Origin of the sequence: Klebsiella sp. KP20-425-1, from assembly GCF_025813515.1 — a bacterium.
GTDB classification, from domain to species: domain Bacteria; phylum Pseudomonadota; class Gammaproteobacteria; order Enterobacterales; family Enterobacteriaceae; genus Klebsiella; species Klebsiella pneumoniae.
The window spans coordinates 260,820-280,046 of the sequence record NZ_CP109614.1 but is presented as its reverse complement, the minus strand read 5'-3'; the positions used below and the strand labels follow the sequence as shown (position 1 = coordinate 280,046).

Below are 19,227 nucleotides of genomic sequence, written 5' to 3'. Positions count from 1 at the left end.
ATCTAGAATGGGGGATAGTTGGGGGAATTTCAATGACGGGCGGTGCGTCAGCCTGGGTATTGCTGCGATAAGTCCGCCCGTTGCCGGAAAAGCGCGACACGCAGTGCAGCGTGCCGGAAACCACATTAATGCCTTTTTTGCGCCATCTCCCAGGCCGCCGACAGATTCAGCCGCTGCCAGAATTGCTGTTCGGGGGTGGTGCCGGATAGCGGGTAACCCGCCGGCAGCGCGGTGTTGACCATCAGCGCCCGACGCTGGGCCGCTGACAGATGCGGCAGGGCATCTTCCAGCAGCACTTCCGCCCCCTCCGGCACCTGTAAACGCGGCTGCGGACCCTTCTGCTGCGGCAGATCGTAGGTCATGGTGAAGCGAGAGAAATCACGCATCGCCGGATCGCGCCAGGGATCGTCTTTCACGCTGCTCTTCGCGCACTCGGCAAGCGATGTGCCGCAGGCCCTCGCCAGCGCGGCGCGCAGCTGATCGCGGGCTTCGTTAAATAATACCCGGTAGTGCGGATCGTTAAGATAGTGGGCCACGTTGCGCTCGGCCACCATCCGCGAGCCGATCACGTCCAGCGGGTAGTGGACGCCCAGCACGATGCGCGAGTAGCCATAGCGGGCGCCGCGCGCCACCAGCGCGTCGTAGCGCTCCGGGATCATCGCCGCCAGCAGCAGCGCATCGGTATAGCCGGTGTTGGTGTGGCCGCTGGGGAACGAGCCGCCGTCGGCGGTGTAGGGCTGGTTATCTTTCACCACCACATCGTCAGGCACCAGGTGAATGGTGTTGCCCTGCACCAGAAACGGCCGCGGATTGTTGAAGTGCTTTTTCGCCTCGCCGGTGCTGACCTCCGAGGCTTTGATCAATGCTGCCGCTTTCCCCAGCGCGCCCTGGTCATAGGCGGTCAGAAACGCTTTGCCAAGGCGTGGCCCCAGCGCGTCGCTGAGGAAGTAGAGGTAGCTAATGCCTTCCGCATCGGCCAGCGCCTGACGGCGCGTGGTCTGCACGGCGTCGCGATTGATGGCGGTCACCGTCGCCAGATTCTGCTTCACGACGGTCTCCGGCAGGGTGCTGAACGCCGACAGCAGCGTAATGCCCGCCTGCTGGTTGGCCCGGGTCTGGAAGTCATAGCCGCTGGCCTTCAGCCAGGCGGTATCGGCCTGAGTTTGGTTTTGTTTGGCGTGCGCCAGCCGATCGCGGGTCAGCGCGGCGGCATCCCCCTGCAGAGCGTGGCGTAGCTGCGCCAGCGCCTGTTGCTCAAGATCGTCATACGCCTGGCTGGAGGCAGCCGGCGTCACGCTATTGGCGAGGGCCGCCGCCCTGTTCAGCGGGATGTCTTTAGCCAGAACTGGTTGCGCCAGCAGCAGCGCGACGGCCAGCAGCGAGAGTTGCCTTTTCATTATTTTTCCTTTTATTCAAATAATTACCTTGCCTGTACCCGACGCTAGCGCGGCCGTTTGACGTTTTTATGACAGCGTTATGTTTTGCAACGCTTTTAGCAGAAATGAAACAGCGCGGCGGCGCAGCGGTAATCTCGGCCGATCTGCGGTAAACTATCGGTTAACTTGTTTACTTCCCGGAATCTCTGCATCCATGCTCAGTTATCGCCACAGCTTTCACGCAGGCAACCACGCCGACGTCCTCAAACACACCGTTCAGAGCCTGATCATTGAATCACTGAAAGAGAAAGAAAAACCGTTTCTCTACCTGGACACTCACGCCGGCGCGGGCCGCTATCAGCTGAGCGGCGAGCACGCCGAACGTACCGGCGAGTATCTTGAAGGCATCGCCCGCATCTGGCAGCAGGACGACCTGCCGGCAGAGCTGGAGCCGTATATTTCGGTCGTAGAACACTTCAACCGTAACGGCCAGCTGCGCTACTACCCGGGCTCGCCGCTGATTGCCCGCCAGCTGCTGCGCGAGCAGGACAGCCTGCAGATGACCGAGCTGCACCCGAGCGACTTCCCGCTGCTGCGCGCTGAATTCCAGAAAGACAGCCGCGCGCGCGTCGATAAAGCCGATGGCTACCAGCAGCTGAAAGCCAAGCTGCCGCCGGTATCGCGCCGCGGTTTGATTCTGATCGACCCGCCGTACGAAATTAAAACCGACTATCAGGCGGTGGTCACCGGGATTAACGAAGGCTACAAACGCTTCGCCACCGGCACCTACGCTCTGTGGTACCCGGTGGTGCTGCGCGCGCAAATCAAACGCATGATCAAAGAGTTAGAAGCCACCGGCATCCGCAAAATCCTGCAGATTGAGCTGGCGGTGCGTCCGGACAGCGACCAGCGCGGCATGACCGCCTCCGGGATGATCGTCATCAACCCGCCGTGGAAGCTGGAGCAGCAGATGAATAACGTGCTGCCGTGGCTGCACAGCAAACTGGTTCCGACCGGCACCGGCCACGCCACCGTCAGCTGGATCGTACCGGAGTAATCGCAACCATCGGTGGAACCTTTTAAGCCTCGCGCTACAATCGCGGCAATCAACGATTAAGGACATATGGGCATGAGCAAACATTATGATTACCTCGCCATCGGCGGCGGTAGCGGCGGTATCGCCTCAATTAACCGCGCGGCCATGTACGGCCAGAAGTGCGCGCTGATTGAAGCCAAAGAGCTGGGCGGCACCTGCGTCAACGTCGGCTGCGTGCCGAAAAAGGTGATGTGGCATGCGGCGCAGATCCGCGAAGCGATTCATCTTTACGGCCCGGACTACGGTTTCGATACCACCATCAACCATTTTGACTGGGAGAAGCTGGTCGCCAGCCGTAGCGCCTATATCGACCGTATTCATACCTCTTACGACAACGTACTGGGTAAGAATAAAGTCGACGTGATCAAAGGCTTCGCGCGCTTTGTCGATGCCCACACCGTGGAAGTCAACGGCGAGATCATCACCGCTGACCATATCCTGATCGCCACCGGCGGCCGGCCGAGCCACCCGGATATTCCGGGCGTCGAATACGGTATTGATTCCGACGGTTTCTTCGAACTGCCGGCGCTGCCGAAGCGCGTGGCGGTGGTCGGCGCAGGCTATATCGCCGTTGAGCTGGCGGGGGTGATTAACGGCCTCGGCGCCGAAACCCACCTGTTCGTGCGCAAACACGCGCCGCTGCGCAGTTTCGATCCGCTGATCGTTGAGACCCTGGTGGAAGTGATGAACGCCGAAGGCCCGCAGCTGCATACCAATGCGATCCCGAAAGCGGTGGTGAAGAATGCCGACGGCAGCCTGACGCTGGAGCTGGAAGATGGCCGCAGCCAGACCGTTGACTGCCTGATCTGGGCGATTGGCCGCGAACCGGCGACCGACAACTTCAATCTGGCGGCAACGGGCGTTAAAACCAACGATAAAGGCTACATCATCGTTGATAAATTCCAGAACACCAACGTGCCGGGCATCTACGCGGTGGGCGATAATACCGGCGCCGTAGAGCTGACGCCGGTCGCCGTGGCCGCAGGCCGTCGTCTCTCCGAACGCCTGTTTAACAACAAACCGGAAGAGCATCTGGACTACAGCAACATCCCGACCGTGGTCTTCAGCCATCCGCCAATCGGCACCGTCGGCTTAACCGAGCCGCAGGCGCGCGAGCAGTACGGCGACGACGCCGTGAAGGTCTACAAATCTTCCTTCACCGCGATGTATACCGCCGTGACCTCTCACCGTCAGCCGTGCCGCATGAAGCTGGTGTGCGTCGGCCCGGAAGAGAAGATTGTCGGCATCCACGGCATCGGCTTCGGGATGGATGAGATGCTGCAGGGCTTTGCGGTGGCCCTGAAGATGGGCGCCACCAAAAAAGACTTCGACAACACCGTCGCCATTCACCCGACGGCGGCAGAAGAGTTCGTCACCATGCGCTAAGACGCGATCGCCGGATGATAAAAAGAAGCCCCCAGGGGCTTCTTTTTTTATGCTCAGGCCACGCCGTTATTGCCATGGCGCATAAACGCCGGGCGCTGATTGAGCGCCATATACCAGCGCTCCACGGCTGGCATCTCCGGATGGGCGAAAGGGGTCATTTTCCAGCGATGCACCGACAGCCCCAGCACGATATCGGCCAGGGTGAAGCGCTCGCCGGCTACCCACGCCCCGGTACGCTGCAGCTGCGCTTCAACAATGCGCACGCAGTGGGTCCAGGCGGCAATACTCTCTTTAATCGCCACCGGATCCTGAAAGCGCGGATCTTTACGCACCAGCCCCATAAAAGCATGGCGCCAGGCAGTGTTAAACTCGGTCGCCTGCCAGTCCATCCAGTGCTCCACCTCGGCGGCGGGCTGCGGTTCGGCGGGCAGCAGATCCCAGCGCTCCGCTTTGCGCGCCAGATAGCGGCAGATACTGTTCGACTCCCAGAGCACGAAGTCATCGTCCAGTAACACCGGCACCAGGCAGTTAGGATTCAGACGCTGAAACTCAGGCGTATCCAGGGGCTTAAATCCGCTGCCGTAATCTTCCTGCTGGTACGCCAGCCCGGCTTCCTCGCAGGTCCACAGCACTTTCCGTACATTAATTGAAGAGCGTTTACCCAGAATTGTTAGCATCGTCAGCGATTCCTCAGCCATAAAAGACAGTTCATTCACTCTACTCTATTGCCAGCCAGCAACAAGGCAGAGCGCTGGATAATGTGTATAGTTGATTCCAGCCTGTTTGCCGAAAAGGAACCCGACATGTTGACCCCTTTTACCGTTTTGATGCCTGCAAATATTCGTTTTGGCCGTGGTCAGGCCGAGAGCGCCGCCCCCTGGCTGGCGCAACAGGGCGGCCCAATCCTGCTGGTGCATGGCGCCAGCCCGCAGCGGGCGGCGTTTCTCCGCCAGCAGCTGGAGGCGCTGCAGCTTGCGGTCACGACGCTGGCGATAAGTCGCGAACCCTGGCTTAGCGATATCGAGCAGGGCGTCCAGCTGGCGCGCGAGAAAGGGATCAGAGCGGTGGTCAGCCTCGGCGGCGGCGCGGTGATTGACGCCGGTAAGGCGATTGCGGCGCTGGTCCCCGCCGCCGGCCCGGTGATCGACTATCTGGAGGTGGTGGGAACGGGCCGTCAGCTGGAAGCCAGTCCCCTGCCGTTCGTGGCGATCCCCACCACCGCTGGCACGGGCGCGGAGGTCACCAAAAATGCGGTGATCAACGTTCCGGAACAGCAGCGGAAAGTGAGCCTGCGCGACGACCGAATGCTGCCTGACCTGGCGATTGTCGACCCGGCGCTAACCGACAACGCGCCGCGGAGCATCACCCTGAGCTCCGGCCTCGACGCCCTGACCCAGGTGATCGAGCCCTGGCTCTGCAGCCGGGCCACTCCCTTCACCGATGCTCTCTGCCAGCAGGCGATCCCGCGCGGAATTCGCGCGCTAAAAATCCTGATGGAACAAGAGTGTCCGGCCAGCCGCGACGAGATGGCCTGGGTCAGCCTGTGCGGCGGACTGGCGCTGGCGAACGCCGGGCTGGGGGTGATCCACGGCCTCGCCGGCCCGCTGGGCGGCCTGAGCCGCGCCTCGCACGGCGCCCTATGCGGCAGTTTGTTGCCGTTTGGCCTGGCGCTCAATGAGTCGCAGATCAACGACCCTGGCCTGCGCCAGCGCGTTAACGATGTCCGCCGCTGGCTGGCCGACGGGCTGGACGTCCCTGTGGATCAGGTCTGGGACAGTCTGCGGGAATGGAGCCATCGCGCTGGCCTTGGCACCCTGCGCGACCTCGGCGTAGCGCGCGATGCGCTGGAACCGGCGGCGCTGGCCGCCAGCACCTCCTCATCGATGAAGGCCAACCCGGTCAGCCTGAGCGGCGAACAGCTGCTGGAGATGCTGGAGGCGGCGTGGGAGTGAGCGCCCCGGGATAAAATTTTGTTGCATAATGAATGCTCCGAATTTCATCTGCGCCAGGATGTACAATTTTTAATTACTTATCAACAGCGTACTTTGAAATGGCAGCTTTTCTTCTCGGCGGAAAAGCGTGATCTCACGCACAGTTTGCTTCACACTCACCGAAGCGACTGTCTACGCTTAATAGACAAGGCCGGGTATGCCCGGCCCCGAACTCACGCTATCCGGAGGTCCGTATCGCTATGTTCAGCCAGAAATTACGCCACGTTGAAGACGACGAGTTAAGGATCGACATCGATCCCTGCTACGAAGCCGATCCGTACGAATTAAAGCTGGATGAGATGATAGACGCTGAACCGGAGCCTGAGGTGATCGAGGGGCTTCCGGCGTCCGATGCCCTCACCCCGGCGGATCGCTATCTTGAGCTGTTTACCAACGTGCAGAAATCACGCATTTTTGCGGACAGCAAAACCTTCCCCGACTGCGCGCCGAAACACGATCCGCTGGACATCCTGCGGAACTACCGCAAGGTCAAACGCCAGCCCGACTTCGATCTGCGGCAGTTCGTTGAGGACAACTTCTGGCTGCCGGAGAGCCAGAGCGACATCTATATCTCCGACCCCAGCCTGACCCTGAAAGAACACATCGACAAGCTGTGGCCGGTGCTGACCCGCGAGCCTCAGGATCATATCCCGTGGTCATCGCTACTGGCGCTGCCGCAGGCCTACATCGTGCCCGGCGGTCGCTTTAGCGAAACCTATTACTGGGACTCTTATTTCACCATGCTGGGGCTGGCGGAGAGCGGCCGGGAAGATTTGCTGAAATGCATGGCCGATAACTTTGCCTGGCTGATTGAAACCTACGGCCACATTCCGAACGGCAACCGCACCTACTACCTCAGCCGCTCGCAGCCGCCGGTGTTCGCCCTGATGGTCGAACTCTTTGAAGAGGATGGCGTGCGCGGCGCGAAGCGCTATCTGGACCATCTGAAGATGGAGCACGCCTTCTGGATGGACGGCGCCGAGTCGTTGATCCCGCACCAGGCGTATCGCCACGTGGTGCGTATGCCGGATGGCTCCCTGCTCAATCGCTACTGGGACGACCGTGACACGCCGCGGGATGAGTCGTGGCGCGAAGACGTGGAGACCGCCCGACACTCCGGGCGGCCCGCCAATGAAGTATACCGCGACCTGCGGGCGGGCGCCGCGTCCGGCTGGGACTACTCCAGCCGCTGGCTGCGGGATATCACGCGGCTGGCCAGCATCCGCACGACGCAGTTTATCCCCATCGACCTGAACGCCTTCCTGTTCAAGCTGGAGACGACCATTGCCAACCTCTCCGGCCTGAAGGGCGATCGCGAGACGGAGGCGGCCTTCCGCCAGAAGGCCCAGGATCGGCGGGCGGCGGTCAACCGCTATCTGTGGGATGATGAGAACGGCTGTTTCCGCGATTATGACTGGCGCCGTGAACAGCTGGCGCTGTTTTCCGCAGCCAGTATCGTCACCCTTTACGTCGGCCTGGCGACCCACGAACAGGCAGAACGCCTTGCCGATGCGGTGCGGGCCCGCCTGCTCACCCCCGGGGGGATCATGGCCACCGAATACGAAAGCGGTGAGCAGTGGGATAAACCCAACGGCTGGGCGCCGCTGCAGTGGATGGCGATTCAGGGATTTAAACGTTACGGCCAGGATCCGCTGGGAGATGAGATTGCCTGGAGCTGGCTGCAGACGGTCAACCACTTTTACAAGCAGCATCACAAGCTGATTGAAAAATACCATATTGCCACCGGCGTCCCCCATGAGGGCGGCGGCGGGGAGTATCCCCTGCAGGATGGCTTTGGCTGGACCAACGGCGTGGTGCGCCGACTGATTGGCCTGTACGGTGAGCCAACCTAGTCGGGCTGTTCCCGGCGGCTTTCTCCTGCTATGTTCAGAGGATTCGCCCTGCCCGGAACGACGCTTATGCCTGAACTTCTGACGCCGCGCCTGCGCTGCTCACCGCTGCAGCTGGACGACTGGTCGTTTTTTCTTTCCCTGCAGCAGGATCCGCAGGTCATGCTCTACGTCGCCGATCCCCGACCGCAGGCGGCCATCCGCGAGGCGTTCGATTCGCGGCTGCCGCCGTGGACGCCCGGGGATGAACACTGGCTGTGCCTGGTGGTGCGCGACAGGCTGACCCATACCCCGCTCGGCCTGACCGGCTACCAGCATCATCAGCGCGACATTGCCGAGGTTGGCTTTCTCTTCGCCCCGGCGGCGCAGGGTCGGGGCTACGGCTACGAATCGCTGCGCGCGCTGTGCGACTACGCCTTTACCACCGGCGGCGTCCGCCGCCTGACCGCCAGCGTCACCGCCGGCAACGAGGCGTCTAAGCAGTTACTGCTCAAAGCCGGCTTCCGGCTGGAGGGGGAGCTGCGGGAAAACTACTGGCTCAACGGACGCTGGCACAACGACTGGCTGTTCGGTCAGCTGCGTGGGGAGGGCGATGCGCCGTAGCGCACCGCCGGTCACAGGCTGGGGGCAGTCAGGATCAGAGGAACATCCCGCCCGAGACTTCCACACGCTGCGCGTTCATCCACGCCAGCTCATCGCTGAGCAGGGCGGCGATGGCGTCGCCGATATCATCCGGCAGCCCAACGCGCCCCAGCGCAGTCTGGGCGGCGATATGCCGATTCACCTCGGCGTTATCGCGCACCTCCCCGCCGCCAAAGTCAGTCTCAATGGCCCCCGGCGCGATGATGTTCACCGATATCCCCCGTCCGCCCAGCTCTTTCGCCTGATAGCGGGTCAGAACCTCCATCGCCCCCTTCATCGCGGCGTAGGCCGCATAGCCCGGCAGGGCAAAGCGCGCCAGGCCGCTGGAGACATTAAGGATACGCCCCCCATCCTGCAGGAGAGGCAGCAGACGCTGGGTCAGGAAAAACGGCCCTTTGAACTGGATATTCATCAGCTCGTCAAACTGCGCTTCGCTGGTCTCGGCGAAGGGCGCATTGAGGCCGATCCCGGCATTGTTCAGTAAATAATCAAAGGTAGTGCGTCCCCACTTCTGCGCCAGCACCTGCGCCACCTCGCTGGCGAATGCGTCGAATGTTGTGGAATCGCCGACGTTCAGCGCTAATGCTGCCGCTTTGACCCCTTTTTTCTCTATTTCCGCCACCACGTCGAGGGCCGCCTGGCGGTTGCTGTGATAGGTCAAAAGAATATCGGTTCCCTTTGCCGCCAGCTTCAACGCGGCGTTTTTACCCAGACCGCGGCTGCCGCCGGTCACTAAAGCGATACGTTGTGTCATCAGAAGACCCCTTTCAGGTTGCGTTGTGATTGTGTTGTAGCTTATTAACTGCTCATGCAACAATAAATACGCTACATTGCGTTTTACTGTTTCATTAACAACAACAATAGGCGATCGGCATGGATAAAATTCATGCAATGCAGTTATTCATTCGCGTAGCGGATCTGGAGAGCTTCTCCCGCGCCGCCGAGACCCTGGCGCTACCTAAGGGTAGCGTCTCGCGACAGATTCAGGCCCTGGAAAGCCATCTTGGCGTGCGGCTCCTGCACCGCACCACCCGCCGGGTCCAGCTCACCCAGGATGGGATGGTCTACTACGAGCGGGCGAAAGATCTGCTGAGCAACCTCGACGAACTGGACGGCATGTTCCAGCACGATCCGGCGAGCATCAGCGGCCGGCTGCGGGTGGATATGCCGGTCGGTTTTGCTAAAAAAATGGTGATCCCGCATCTGCCGGCTTTTTTACAGCAGTATCCGGGCATCGAACTGGAGCTGAGCAGCAGCGATCGGCTGGTGGACGTGATCCGCGAGGGGTTTGACTGCGTGGTGCGCGTCGGCGCGCTCAAAGACTCAGGGCTGATTGCCCGGCCGCTGGGCAAGCTGACGCAAATTAACTGCGCCAGCCCGGACTATCTGGCGCGTTTTGGCTATCCGCAATCCCTGGAGGATCTGGCGGATCATGCCCTGATCCACTACGCCAGCACCCTCGGGGTCCGTCCCCCCGGCTTTGAGGTAATGATCGACGGCGCGGTGCGCTGGGTAAAAACCGGCGGCATATTGACGGTCAACAGTACGGAAACCTATCAGGCAGCCTGTATCGCCGGGCTGGGAATTATTCAGGTGCCACGCACCGGCGTGCGCGAGGCGTTACGCGCCGGCGACCTGATTGAGATCCTGCCCCAGTACCGCGCCGAGCCGCTGCCGGTCTCGCTGATCTACCCGCACCGGCGCAATCTCTCCCGCCGGGTAAATCTGTTTATGGAGTGGCTGGGCGGACTGATGAAAGCGTATGTCGATTGAGCGGCGCGGCTGGAAAACGGGCGGCGGGGAGAGGCATTCCTGCAGGATACGGCATTTAAGGTATACTTTTTGCTGAATCTCGCTGTAAAAAAGGAAGAAATTACGTATGACGCCGGAAAACGACGATCGACGCCCGCCACAGGAACCGGATACGCAGCCGGAGAAAAGCAAAAGCACGCTCGAGGCCCTTAATGACACCGCCGTCGGGCAAAAAGCCAGCCAGGCGCTGAAGACCGTCACCGGAACGGCGGCCAAAGTGCAGCGCAACCCGGTGATCGCCCATCTGTTGCGCGCCGCAGAGCGCTTCAATGACCGGCTCGGCAATCAGTTTGGGGCAGCTATCACCTATTTCTCGTTCCTGTCGATGATCCCGATCCTGATGGTCTCCTTTGCCGCCGCCGGCTTCGTGCTGGCCTGGCACCCAACCCTGCTGCAGGACATTTTCGACAAAATTCTGCAAAACGTCAGCGACCCAACGCTGGCGGCAACGTTGAAAAACACCATCAACACCGCGGTGCAACAGCGCACCGCCGTCGGTCTGGTCGGCCTGCTGGTCGCCCTCTATTCCGGTATTAACTGGATGGGCAACCTGCGCGAAGCGATCCGCGCTCAATCGCGCGACGTCTGGGAGCGCCGGCCGCAGGACGAGGAGAAAATCTGGGTCAAGTACTTCCGCGATCTTATCTCGCTGATCGGTCTGCTGGTGGCGCTGATTATTACGCTGTCGATCACCTCCGTCGCCGGCTCCGCCCAGCAGATGATTATCTCCGCGCTGTATCTCGACAACATTGAATGGCTGAAACCCGCCTGGCGGCTAATCGGCCTCGCCATCTCGATTTTTGCCAACTATCTGCTCTTTTTCTGGATTTTCTGGCGCCTGCCGCGCCATCGTCCGCGGCGCAAGGCCCTGTTTCGCGGCACGCTTATCGCGGCGATTGGCTTTGAAATCATAAAAATCGTCATGACCTGGACGCTGCCGGCGCTGGTGAAATCCCCGTCCGGGGCGGCGTTCGGATCGGTGCTGGGGCTGATGGCCTTTTTCTATTTCTTCGCCCGCCTGACGCTATTCTGCGCCGCGTGGATCGCCACCGCGGAGTATAAAGACGACCGGCGGATGCCGGGCAAAACCCACCGCTGAGGTATTGCGAGGATGAATAAAAGAGGCAAAATTCATCCTCGCGCTTGATTTCAGCAGATAAATCCAGCATGTAACTTTTATTTAACTCAAAACTGGTTTTATTCTCTATCTTTTTAATTGTGTGAAGCATTTCATAGAACTATTTTTACTGGTGTAAAAATTATCCGCTTTTTGCCTCTTTTTTGCCCATTTTCCGCGTTTGTTACAGATTGAAATGTCCCTGTGGCTGTGGCTATATGGCTTTTCGTTCGCGCAAAAATAAGAAAGATCTATGCAAGCCACAGCCACCACTCTCGAAAACACGCAGGAAACCGCCCCGGTCAACTCACGCAACAAGGTTGTTGTCGCCTCGCTCATTGGCACCGCCATTGAGTTTTTCGACTTCTACATCTATGCCACCGCCGCGGTCATCGTCTTCCCGCATATCTTTTTCCCGCAGGGCGATGCCGCTGCGGCCACCCTGCAGTCGCTGGCCACCTTCGCCATCGCCTTCGTCGCCCGGCCGATCGGCTCCGCGCTGTTTGGCCACTTCGGCGATCGCGTCGGCCGGAAGGTCACCCTCGTGGCCTCGCTGTTAACCATGGGGATCTCCACCGTGGTGATCGGCCTGCTGCCCGGCTATGAAAGCATTGGCATTGTCGCGCCGATGCTGCTGGCGCTGGCGCGTTTCGGTCAGGGCCTTGGCCTCGGCGGGGAATGGGGCGGCGCAGCGCTGCTGGCTACGGAAAACGCCCCGGCGCGCAAGCGCGCCCTGTACGGCTCCTTCCCGCAGCTGGGCGCGCCGATCGGCTTCTTCTTCGCCAACGGCACCTTCCTGCTGCTCTCCTGGCTGCTGACCGACCAGCAGTTTATGGAGTGGGGCTGGCGCGTGCCGTTTATCTTCTCTGCGGTGCTGGTGATCATCGGTCTGTATGTTCGCGTCTCGCTGCATGAGACCCCGGTCTTCGCCAAAGTGGCGGCGGCGAAAAAACAGGTCAAAATCCCGCTGGGTACCCTGTTGACCAAACACGTCCGGGTGACGGTGCTGGGCACCTTCATCATGCTGGCCACCTATACCCTGTTCTACATCATGACCGTCTACTCGATGACCTTCAGCACCGGCGCGGCGCCGAATGGCCTGGGTCTGCCGCGTAACGAAGTGCTGTGGATGCTGATGATGGCGGTGATTGGCTTTGGCGTAATGGTGCCTGTCGCCGGCCTGCTGGCGGACGCTTTTGGTCGTCGCAAGAGCATGATTATCATCACCACGATGATTATTTTGTTCGCCCTGTTCGCCTTTAAACCGCTGCTGGGCTCCGGCAATCCGCTGCTGGTCTTCGCCTTCCTGCTGCTGGGCTTAAGCCTGATGGGACTGACCTTTGGCCCGATGGGCGCGCTGCTCCCGGAGCTGTTCCCGACGGAAGTGCGCTACACCGGCGCGTCTTTCTCCTATAACGTGTCGTCGATCCTCGGCGCCTCGGTCGCGCCGTACATTGCCGCCTGGCTGCAGGGTAACTACGGTCTCGCGGCGGTCGGCACCTATCTGGCGGCGATGGCGGCGCTGACGCTGATCGCCCTGCTGCTGACCCACGAGACCCGCCACCAGTCGTTGTGATCCTTCGCCCTGACGCCCCCGGCGTCAGGGCTCTCCTCTACTTTTTCATCTGCGACAAAATGGTCCGACACTGGTTGCTATCGCCCTCCGCCGGGGAGATCAGCGCCAGCAGCGCGGCGGCCGGCGTCACCAGGGTTGCCAGCGCCGCCGCTACCGCGCCGCGGACAATCAGCGGCCCGGCCTTCACCCCCGCCTGCGGCGATTTAAAGGTGCCCCGGACATACAGCGGGGAACGCAGGGTGATCACCCGAAAGCCTTTGCTTTCCGGATCGATGGTCAGGTCCAGCTGCTCGGAGGCGAAGCTGGCGGTCCCGGTCACATTGATCAGCGCGTTTTCTGTATCGAAGGCAAAAATCTGCGGCCGGGCGACGCCGTTGGTTACGTCGATATTGGCCGCGGCGCAGTTCACCCGAACCTCCTCATCGCCAAAAATCTGGCCGATCAGGTAGTTACCGACGTTAAGACCGAGGATTTCCATCAGGTTGCGACTGATCAGCCCGTCGTTCATCAGCAGCTTCAGGTTACCGTTGCTGTTGCCGAGCAGGGCCGCCACCGAGTTGCCGCTGCCGCGCAGCTGGACGTCGCCATTCATCTCGCCGAGGGTTTTCTGCATCATCTCGACGTTTGGCATCAGCGCCTTCAGCTTCAGGCGTCGCGCCTGCAGATTGGCCTCACCCTGCAGCGGCTTTTTATCGCCCTGCAGGTGTACGCTGCCGGCAATCGACCCGTTGGCCAGGCCAAAGCGCACCGGCTGCAGGCGCAGGTCACCATCCTCCAGAATCACATGGGTCGACAGATCGCTGATCGGCAGGGTGCCGCCGTGCTCAATTCTCCGGCCCTTAAAGCGCACATCGGCATCCATCACCTGCCACTTGTCGGTTTCAAAGCGGTCCGCCGGCAGCACTTTACCCGCCGGCTGCGGCTGGTCACCCGCCTGGCGCGCAGCGCTTTTCTTCGTCCCTTTGCCGGAATCGACGCCGATTAATGGCCCGAGGTCCGCCAGACGCAGCTGCTTCGACTCCATATCGCCGCTGAGCTTCGGTCGCGGCTTGCCGGTGGTGTAGGTCAGGGAGCCATGAATGTCGCTATCGCCGATTCGGCCGTTAAAATTCTGATAGTTAAAGCGCATGCGGTTTTTTTGCGTAAAGTCGGCGCGCAGGCGGCCGTCGGTGGAGAATGACGGCGTCTCCGGCAGCAGCACGCCGGTCAGGTCGTAGAGATCGCGCAGCGAGTCGCCGGCGAATTTTAGCCGCAGGTCAATGCCGCCGACGTTGAGCGGGTCGCTGACCGTGCCGCTGAACGCTACCCGGGTGTTACCGGAGTGGAAGTCGCCCTGCAATGGGAAGGGGGCGCTTGCGCTGCGCAGGGCCAGCATGCCGCCGATTTTCCCGTTGCCGGTGACCGGCTGGCCCTTGTAGCGGCCCTTCAGCGACAGACCAAAGACATAGTCGCCTGGTTTCGCCGCGCTATGGCGATCCTTTGTGCCGGTCACTTCGCTGAACGGCAGCGGTTTGCCGAGGGGATCGACGAGGATGGTGATATCGCTGCGGGTGATCTTGTCGTCAATGGCGATAGTCCCGCGATCAAAGAGAATATTATCGAGGCGAAAGGACCAGCTGGAGGGCGCGCTGTCGCCCGAAGTACGCTTATCGCCCGCCAGCTGAAAGGTCCAGTTATTGTTGTCTTCCGCCAGGCGGATCAACCGTACGTCGGGCTGCTCCAGCTTGATCCACGGCAGGTACACCGTTTTGCTCAGCAGCGCCAGCGGGGCAAGGGTCGCCTCCACCCGCGGCAGATGGATCATGGTCACCTGGGGAATGGCCGGCGGGTTGCCCAGCACGATATCCTCCGCGTGTACGTGGGGCCACGGGATCCAGCTGCGCCAGCCGCGCTCGTCCGGCTGCCGCTCCCAGACCACGCCGAGATCGCCGCGGATGGCGAACGGGCGGTTAAGTTCGGCGGACACTTTCTGATTGATCGTCGGCTTCAGCCGGTTCCAGTCAAAGGTGGCCAGCACGATAAAGAAAAGAACGATCAGCAATAGTATCGTTCCTGTGATGATAACCAACGTTTTACGGGTTCTGCTCATCCCTACTCCGCTCCTTTTGCATCACGTCAGTCCTGAATATAGTCAAAAAGCGGCGTTTATCCTGGAAATGCGCTTTTCGTCACATTACGCGCGTCAGGTCAAAAAAATAATGGAACGATGTTTTAATATGATTGACCAGCAAAACAGCGCAGCGCACACTAGCGCTTATATCGATTCCATTGCAGGTTCTGGCTATGTCTAAAAAAATTGCCGTTATTGGCGAATGCATGATTGAGCTGTCAGAGAAAAACGGGGCCGTTAACCGCGGCTTTGGCGGCGATACCTTAAACACCTCGGTCTATATCGCGCGGCAGACGGATGCCAGCGCATTGAGCGTCCACTACGTCACCGCCCTGGGAACCGATGCGTTCAGCCAGCAGATGCTCGACAGCTGGCAACAGGAAAACGTCAACACCGATCTTATCCAGCGGATGGCCGACCGCCTGCCGGGACTGTATTACATTGAAACCGATGACACCGGCGAGCGCACCTTCTACTACTGGCGCAACGAGGCGGCGGCAAAGTTCTGGCTGGAGAGCGATCGCGCGGCGGCGATTTGCGAAGAGCTGGCCACTTTCGACTATCTCTATCTGAGCGGCATCAGTCTAGCCATTCTCAGCCCGGCCAGCCGCGACAAGCTGTTCACGCTGCTGCGTGAGTGCCGCGCCAACGGCGGCAAGGTGATCTTCGACAACAACTATCGTCCGCGCCTGTGGGCCAGCCAGGCGGAAACGCAGCAGGTCTATCAGGAGATGCTCGCCTGCACCGATATCGCGTTTCTGACCCTCGATGATGAAGACGCGCTGTGGGGAGAAAAACCGGTTGCTGAGGTGATCGCCCGCACCCACGCCGCCGGCGTGGAAGAGGTGGTGGTGAAGCGCGGCGCGGATGCCTGCCTGGTCTCGGTTAGCGGGCAACCGCTGCGGGAAGTGCCGGCCGTCAGGCTGGCCAAAGAGAAGGTGGTGGATACCACCGCCGCCGGAGACTCCTTCAGCGCCGGCTACCTGGCCGTTCGCCTTACCGGCGGCGATGCCGAATCCGCCGCCAGACGCGGACACCTGACCGCCAGCACGGTGATCCAGTATCGCGGGGCGATCATCCCGCGGGAAGCGATGCCGCAGTAATTCTCCGCACAAAGCGCTCTCCGGCCACCGCTGGCGCGCCGGAGAGGCGTTAGGTTACTGCCCCGGCGGGATGTCGCTGGCCTCGCTGTGGGCGTCAACCGTATCGGCGCTGCCGCTAGCCGCCGTGGCCGCCGGATTCGGCGCCATCAGTTTTTCCCAGGTGGCCTGCAGCTCCTTCATATTGTATTCCGGTTCGCCCTTCGGCTGTTGCAGCACCAGCGCCATGTCCTGCGAGAGCTGCTGGCGCAGATACTGGTTCAGCATGTCCACCGTCAGGGAGTTGAGGAACTCCTGACGCAGCTTCTGGTACTGCTCCGGCGCGATGTCCACCACCTGATTCTGCAGGGAGCGCATGCGCTGGCTCATCAGAATGTCGGTGTCAGTGCGCGCATAGGTGGCAAACAGCTTCTGCAGCTCGAGGCTTTTCTGAGCGATAAGCGCGTCAAACTCCTCCTGAGGCAGGCCGTTGTCCCGCACTTTCGCCAGCTCGCGCGAAACCACGCTCAGGTTGTTGTTCAGGCGCTCGCCCGGTGAATCGATGTTGATGGCGCACTGCGCGCGCTGATATAGCACCCGGCAGTCAAAGCCAAGGCCAATATCCTTCACGTTATTTTTGCTCAGGCTCTGCTGCACGTGCCAGAACAGCGCTTCACGGGCGAGATCGTCACGCCAGTAGCGCTGCAGCGCCGCGGAGTCGCGGATCGGCTGCCATGGCGCATCCCACATGATGGACAGTTTGTCCTGACGCACCGCGTTGGTCATGATGCTGACCGGCACGGTAGGCAGCGGCGATAAGGTCGGCACCGCTGCGGGGGTTTCCCGCTTGCCCTTCAGATCGCCAAAGGTCTTATTGATTTGCTCGGCAACGCTGCGGCTGTCGACATTCCCCACCACGATCAGCGTCATGGCGTCGGGGGTGTACCATTTTTGATAAAAGTCTTTCAGCTGCGCCACGTCGATCGGCTGCTTCAGCGGCGCGGCGGGGTCATGGCCCAGCATGGTGGACCCTTTCAGGCGATAGCGCCACCAACCCTCTTTGGTATCCAGTGGCCAGGTCGCCACCATGTCGCTGCCCTGCAGCGCATGATTGATCGATTCAGGCGTAATGGCCAGTTTACCGCTGGCGTCCGCCAGCCAGCTCAGCGCCTCTTTCAACAGATCGTTGCGGTTATTGGGCAGGCTGAGATTAAACATCGTGTAATCGTAGGAGACGATGGCCGGCGGCAGAGGACGCTTCGGGTCAATACTCTGCTGCCATAAAGAGCGCGCCTGCATCGTCGGCAGGCTGCCGCTTTGCGTCAACGCCAGGCGGGGAATAAAGCGGCTGAAACCGCTCTGCTGAGTGCTTTCGCTCAGCGAGCCAATATTGACGGACAAACGGACTTCGATACGGTCGCTGGGACGTTGCGGCGTGGCCAATACCTGCCACGACAAACCATTCGCTAAGGTCCCTTGTTGCCAGGCCGGATCAGGCTGGAGCGCTTCTGCCTGCACATAACCGGCCGCCGCTACCATCAGCAAACCGCCCGTTAAGAGTTTAATTGTTGTGCCCTGCATGTGAACCCCTGATGAACATTCCTGGTTACAACAGCACCCCACTGACGGGCTGCCGAAAAAAGTGAGAGTGAAATACGTCGGTTAGACCACACGGAGACGAAAATGTCGCATGACAACGTAAAATAATCATTTCGTGTCATTCCCGCCGGGCGGGAATGACCTCTAATTATGCGCAGGAGGCCGTACTCCAGCAAGGGAGTACGGGCCTAAGAGGAGGATTTAAGAGGATAATTCGTGCGTTTTGTTCGCCGGAACACGGTTATTCAGAACGTCATCCATCTGTTTGGCATCCAGTTCTTTCACCCATTTCGCCACCACCACCGTGGCAACGCCGTTACCCACCAGGTTAGTCAGCGCGCGGGCTTCGGACATAAAGCGGTCGATACCGAGGATCAGCGCCAGACCAGCCACCGGTAAATGACCGACGGCCGAGATGGTCGCCGCCAGCACGATGAAGCCGCTGCCGGTCACCCCTGCCGCCCCTTTCGAGGAGAGCAGCAGCACCACCAGCAGGGTGATCTGATGGAAAATATCCATATGGCTGTTGGTCGCCTGGGCGATAAAGACTGCGGCCATCGTCAGATAGATAGAGGTGCCATCGAGGTTGAACGAATAGCCGGTCGGGATCACCAGGCCCACCACCGATTTGCGGCAGCCCAGCTTCTCCATCTTGTCGAGCATTCTCGGCAGCGCCGATTCTGATGAGGAGGTCCCCAGCACAATCAGCAGCTCTTCCCGGATATAGCGGATAAATTTGAAGATGCTGAAGCCGGTGGCCCGGGCGATGCTCCCCAGCACCACCACCACGAACAGGATACAAGTGATATAGAAGCAGATAATCAGCTGCCCCAGCTGCACCAGGGTGCCGACGCCATATTTACCGATGGTAAAGGCCATGGCTCCGAAGGCGCCGATCGGCGCCAGGCGCATGATCATATTGATAATGCCGAAGATAACCTGGGAGAAGCTTTCAATGACGTTGAAAATCAGCTGGCCCTTGCTGCCCAGACGGTGCAGGGCAAAACCAAACAGGACGGCGAACAGCAGAACCTGCAGAATGTTGCCGCTGGCGAAGGCGCCAATGACGCTGCCCGGGATCACATCCAGTAAAAAGGCCACTACCCCTTGATCTTTAGCCTGCTCAGCGTACACCGCCACCGCTTTCGCATCGAGCGTCGACGGGTCGACGTTCATCCCGGCGCCCGGCTGCACCACGTTGACGATAATCAGACCGATAATCAGCGCGATGGTGCTGACAACTTCGAAATAGAGCAACGCCACCGCCCCGGTACGGCCAACGGCTTTCATGCTTTCCATCCCGGCGATCCCCGTCACGACGGTACAGAAGATAACCGGAGCAATCACCATTTTAATCAGCTTAACGAAGGCGTCGCCAAAGGGTTTCATTTGCGCGCCCAGTTCCGGGTAAAAATGGCCCAGCAGAATACCGATCGCTATGGCCGTCAGCACCTGGACATAGAGGCTTTTAAAGATAGAGGTTTTCATAGGGTGTCCTTTGGGAATAACCACAGAGCAAGAAGGGATATTTGACGTCTGTGGCTTAAAAATAACACCCTGGAAACATTTCAGAAATAACTAACGCCGAAAGTG

General features: G+C 60.2%; 15 protein-coding genes. 9 read left to right on the top strand and 6 right to left on the bottom strand.

The window, feature by feature from the left end; all coding sequences use genetic code 11:
• Nucleotides 1–125: 125 nt before the first annotated feature.
• Nucleotides 126–1,397 carry an acid phosphatase gene (locus OHJ17_RS01280; protein WP_032433666.1) on the bottom strand — a complete coding sequence of 424 codons (1,272 nt, stop codon included), beginning with the start codon at nucleotides 1,395–1,397 and terminating at the stop codon, nucleotides 126–128.
• A gap of 193 nt (nucleotides 1,398–1,590) precedes the next feature.
• Here OHJ17_RS01280 and OHJ17_RS01275 point away from each other — a divergent pair, with 193 nt between their 5' ends.
• Nucleotides 1,591–2,433, top strand: coding sequence for a 23S rRNA (adenine(2030)-N(6))-methyltransferase RlmJ (locus tag OHJ17_RS01275; protein ID WP_002921269.1), 843 nt, complete (start codon nucleotides 1,591–1,593; stop codon nucleotides 2,431–2,433).
• 72 nt (nucleotides 2,434–2,505) lie between these two features.
• Entirely contained in the window at nucleotides 2,506–3,858 is a 1,353-nt protein-coding gene (gorA, locus tag OHJ17_RS01270; protein ID WP_002921271.1) for a glutathione-disulfide reductase, read from the top strand.
• A gap of 53 nt (nucleotides 3,859–3,911) precedes the next feature.
• Here the strand turns inward: gorA and OHJ17_RS01265 are convergent, their stop codons facing one another.
• A complete protein-coding gene (locus OHJ17_RS01265; RefSeq protein WP_023283051.1) occupies nucleotides 3,912–4,535 on the bottom strand; it encodes a glutathione S-transferase family protein in 624 nt (207 codons plus the stop codon).
• A gap of 126 nt (nucleotides 4,536–4,661) precedes the next feature.
• On the opposite strand from OHJ17_RS01265, the gene OHJ17_RS01260 reads away from it, so the two are divergent.
• The 3 genes from OHJ17_RS01260 (at nucleotide 4,662) to OHJ17_RS01250 (ending at nucleotide 8,302) form a co-directional block, all read left to right on the top strand.
• On the top strand, nucleotides 4,662–5,810 hold the full coding sequence (locus OHJ17_RS01260; RefSeq protein ID WP_004188256.1) for an iron-containing alcohol dehydrogenase: 1,149 nt from the start codon (nucleotides 4,662–4,664) through the stop codon (nucleotides 5,808–5,810).
• Between the two features lie 239 nt (nucleotides 5,811–6,049).
• Nucleotides 6,050–7,702 carry an alpha,alpha-trehalase gene (locus tag OHJ17_RS01255; RefSeq protein ID WP_002921331.1) on the top strand — a complete coding sequence of 551 codons (1,653 nt, stop codon included), beginning with the start codon at nucleotides 6,050–6,052 and terminating at the stop codon, nucleotides 7,700–7,702.
• A 66-nt stretch (nucleotides 7,703–7,768) separates the two neighbouring features.
• The gene (locus OHJ17_RS01250) at nucleotides 7,769–8,302 is read left to right on the top strand and encodes a GNAT family N-acetyltransferase (RefSeq protein ID WP_023283052.1); all 534 of its coding nucleotides are present in this window, start codon (nucleotides 7,769–7,771) and stop codon (nucleotides 8,300–8,302) included.
• Between the two features lie 34 nt (nucleotides 8,303–8,336).
• On the opposite strand, the gene OHJ17_RS01245 is transcribed toward OHJ17_RS01250, so the two are convergent.
• Nucleotides 8,337–9,095, bottom strand: a complete 759-nt coding sequence (locus tag OHJ17_RS01245; RefSeq protein ID WP_004211228.1) for an SDR family NAD(P)-dependent oxidoreductase — start codon at nucleotides 9,093–9,095, stop codon at nucleotides 8,337–8,339.
• Nucleotides 9,096–9,214: 119 nt separating this feature from the next.
• On the opposite strand from OHJ17_RS01245, the gene OHJ17_RS01240 reads away from it, so the two are divergent.
• The 3 genes from OHJ17_RS01240 to OHJ17_RS01230 all read left to right on the top strand — a co-directional run bounded on the left by OHJ17_RS01240 (nucleotide 9,215) and on the right by OHJ17_RS01230 (nucleotide 12,846).
• The gene (locus OHJ17_RS01240) at nucleotides 9,215–10,114 is read left to right on the top strand and encodes a LysR family transcriptional regulator (protein WP_023283053.1); all 900 of its coding nucleotides are present in this window, start codon (nucleotides 9,215–9,217) and stop codon (nucleotides 10,112–10,114) included.
• A gap of 106 nt (nucleotides 10,115–10,220) precedes the next feature.
• On the top strand, nucleotides 10,221–11,252 hold the full coding sequence (gene yhjD, locus OHJ17_RS01235; RefSeq protein ID WP_002921337.1) for an inner membrane protein YhjD: 1,032 nt from the start codon (nucleotides 10,221–10,223) through the stop codon (nucleotides 11,250–11,252).
• A 271-nt stretch (nucleotides 11,253–11,523) separates the two neighbouring features.
• On the top strand, nucleotides 11,524–12,846 hold the full coding sequence (locus OHJ17_RS01230) for an MFS transporter (RefSeq protein ID WP_004150118.1): 1,323 nt from the start codon (nucleotides 11,524–11,526) through the stop codon (nucleotides 12,844–12,846).
• Between the two features lie 37 nt (nucleotides 12,847–12,883).
• Here the strand turns inward: OHJ17_RS01230 and OHJ17_RS01225 are convergent, their stop codons facing one another.
• A complete protein-coding gene (locus OHJ17_RS01225; RefSeq protein WP_023283054.1) occupies nucleotides 12,884–14,935 on the bottom strand; it encodes an AsmA family protein in 2,052 nt (683 codons plus the stop codon).
• Between the two features lie 194 nt (nucleotides 14,936–15,129).
• Between OHJ17_RS01225 and OHJ17_RS01220 the strand changes: the two genes are divergently transcribed.
• Nucleotides 15,130–16,059 (top strand): 2-dehydro-3-deoxygluconokinase, encoded by a 930-nt coding sequence (locus tag OHJ17_RS01220; protein WP_002921434.1) that lies wholly within the window; start codon nucleotides 15,130–15,132, stop codon nucleotides 16,057–16,059.
• 54 nt (nucleotides 16,060–16,113) lie between these two features.
• Here the strand turns inward: OHJ17_RS01220 and OHJ17_RS01215 are convergent, their stop codons facing one another.
• On the bottom strand, nucleotides 16,114–17,616 hold the full coding sequence (locus OHJ17_RS01215; RefSeq protein ID WP_002921436.1) for a M16 family metallopeptidase: 1,503 nt from the start codon (nucleotides 17,614–17,616) through the stop codon (nucleotides 16,114–16,116).
• 219 nt (nucleotides 17,617–17,835) lie between these two features.
• Nucleotides 17,836–19,122, bottom strand: a complete 1,287-nt coding sequence (locus OHJ17_RS01210; RefSeq protein WP_002921438.1) for a dicarboxylate/amino acid:cation symporter — start codon at nucleotides 19,120–19,122, stop codon at nucleotides 17,836–17,838.
• Nucleotides 19,123–19,227: the final 105 nt, after the last annotated feature.